This is a genomic window from uncultured Arenimonas sp. (assembly GCF_963976025.1).
Classification (GTDB): domain Bacteria; phylum Pseudomonadota; class Gammaproteobacteria; order Xanthomonadales; family Xanthomonadaceae; genus Arenimonas.
On the sequence record NZ_CAXBJS010000273.1, the window covers coordinates 1 to 2,048 of the forward strand.

General features: G+C 66.7%; 3 protein-coding genes. All 3 read left to right on the forward strand.

Annotated features, from left to right (window positions below):
- Nucleotides 1-127 precede the first annotated feature (127 nt).
- Nucleotides 128-829: a monofunctional biosynthetic peptidoglycan transglycosylase gene (gene mtgA, locus AACZ35_RS13980; RefSeq protein WP_339830331.1), complete on the forward strand. Its 702-nt coding sequence runs from the start codon at nt 128-130 to the stop codon at nt 827-829.
- A gap of 15 nt (nt 830-844) precedes the next feature.
- On the forward strand, nt 845-1,783 hold the full coding sequence (locus tag AACZ35_RS13985; protein WP_339830334.1) for a glycosyltransferase family 2 protein: 939 nt from the start codon (nt 845-847) through the stop codon (nt 1,781-1,783).
- 39 nt (nt 1,784-1,822) lie between these two features.
- Nucleotides 1,823-2,048, forward strand: a 226-nt coding sequence (locus tag AACZ35_RS13990) for a CBS domain-containing protein (protein WP_339830337.1), incomplete at its 3' end; no start/stop codon positions are given.

Consider the following 2,048-nt stretch of genomic DNA (forward strand, 5'->3'; position numbering starts at 1 on the left):
GGTGTTTGTCCATGGGCCCATTTTACGTCGGCCGGCCTGTAGGAGCGCCTTCAGGCGCGAATCTTTTGACTTTGCTTCCTGCAAAGAAGAGATTCGCGCCTGAAGGCGCTCCTACAAAGGCGGGACGATGACGGGTGGAACCAAGGGAAAACGACGCTGGCTGAGGCGGCTGCTGTGGCTGCCGGTCTGGCTGGCCGTGTTCATGCTGCTGCAGGTGGCGCCCCTGCGCTGGCTGGACCCGCCGACGTCGATGTTCATGCTTATCCGGCAGGTGGAAGGTTTCGGCGAGCCGGGTTTCGAGCTGCGGCAGGACTGGCGCGACGCCGACCAGATTGCCGCCTGCCTGCCCATCTCCGTGGTGGCGGCCGAAGACCAGACCTTCCCGGAACATTCCGGCTTCGACCTGCGCGCCATCGAAAAGGCGCTCGATTCCAACGCCGAAGGCGGCCGGGTGCGCGGCGCCAGCACCATAAGCCAGCAGGTGGCCAAGAACCTGTACCTGTGGGGCGGCGGCGGTTACCTGCGCAAGGGCATCGAGGCCGTGTACACGGTGCTGTTGGAAACCTTCTGGTCCAAGCAACGCATTCTCGAGGTGTACGTGAACATCGCCGAGTTCGGCGACGGGATCTACGGGGCCGAAGCCGCGGCCCAGGCCTTCTTCGGCAAACCTGCCAGCGCGCTTAGCGCCCACGAATGCGCCCTGCTGGCGGCAGTGCTGCCCAACCCCAAGCAATACAGCGCCGCCCGGCCGGGCCCCTACGTGCAGCGGCGTGCGACCTGGATCCAGCGGCAGGTGCGGCAGCTGGGCGGACCGGCCTACGTCGAGTAGAAGTAAACTCCCCCGATGCCCTCCCGCCAATCCCTCACCGTCGTCATCGCCGCCTTCAACGAGGAGGCCTCGCTGCCGGAAATGCACCGGCGGCTTGCCGCGGTGCTCGACGGCCTGGATGCGCAGGCCTCGGTGCTGTACGTGGACGACGGCAGCCGCGACGGCACCTGGCAGGTGCTGCAGTCCCTGGCCGCCGACGATCCGCGCGTGCAGCTGCTGCGCCTGGCCCGCAACTTCGGCAAGGAACTGGCGCTTACCGCCGGCCTGGACCACGTGGATACCGACGCGGCCCTGGTCATCGATGCCGACGGCCAGGACCCGCCCGAACTGATTCCGCAGTTCGTGGCCAAATGGCGCGAGGGTTTCGACGTGGTTTACGGCACCCGCACCCGGCGCGAGGGCGAAAGCTGGTTCAAGCGTTTCACCGCGGCGGCCTTCTACCGGGTGATGTCGCGCCTGTCGCATACCCCCATCCCGCCCGACACCGGCGATTTCCGGCTGATGTCGCGGCCGGTGCTCGATGCCCTGCGCCAGCTGCGCGAACGCCAGCGTTTCATGAAGGGCCTGTTTACCTGGGTGGGTTTCAAGCAGGTGTCCTTGCCCTACGAACGCGCGCCGCGCCTGGCTGGCGGCAGCAAGTTCAATTACTGGCGGCTGTGGAACCTGGCGCTGGAAGGCATCACCAGCTTTTCCACGGTGCCGCTGCGCCTGGCCACCTACGTGGGCGTGCTTACCGCACTGGGCGCCTTCGCCTGGGGCCTGTGGATCGTCGCGCGCACCCTGCTGTGGGACGACCCGGTGCAGGGCTGGCCTTCGCTGATGACGGTGATGCTGTTCCTGGGCGGCGTGCAACTGGTGGCGCTGGGCATCATCGGCGAGTACCTGGGCCGGCTTTACCTGGAGGTGCAGCAGCGGCCGCTGTACCTGGTTTCGGAAGCCAAGTTGCCCCGCTGAGGGGTATAGTCGCCCCAGGGAATCACGGAGGGCCGCTGCATGCGCAACGTCAACCAGATCCTGGCCGGTAAGGCCGACCGCCTGATCACGGTGCCCAAGGAGGCCCCGGTCCTGGAGGTCATCCGGCTGATGGCCGAAAACCACATCGGCTCGGTGCTGGTGATGCAGGGCGACGAGCTCATCGGCATCGCCACCGAGCGTGATTACGCCCGCAAGGTCATCCTGCAGGGCCGCTCATCCGCGGACACCCCGGTGGCCCAGATCA

What these genes read in the sequence shown, in the direction of transcription:
- mtgA (WP_339830331.1), top strand. Translation starts at nt 128, where the DNA reads ATGACGGGTGGAACCAAGGGAAAACGACGCTGGCTGAGGCGGCTGCTG.
- AACZ35_RS13985 (WP_339830334.1), top strand. Translation starts at nt 845, where the DNA reads ATGCCCTCCCGCCAATCCCTCACCGTCGTCATCGCCGCCTTCAACGAG.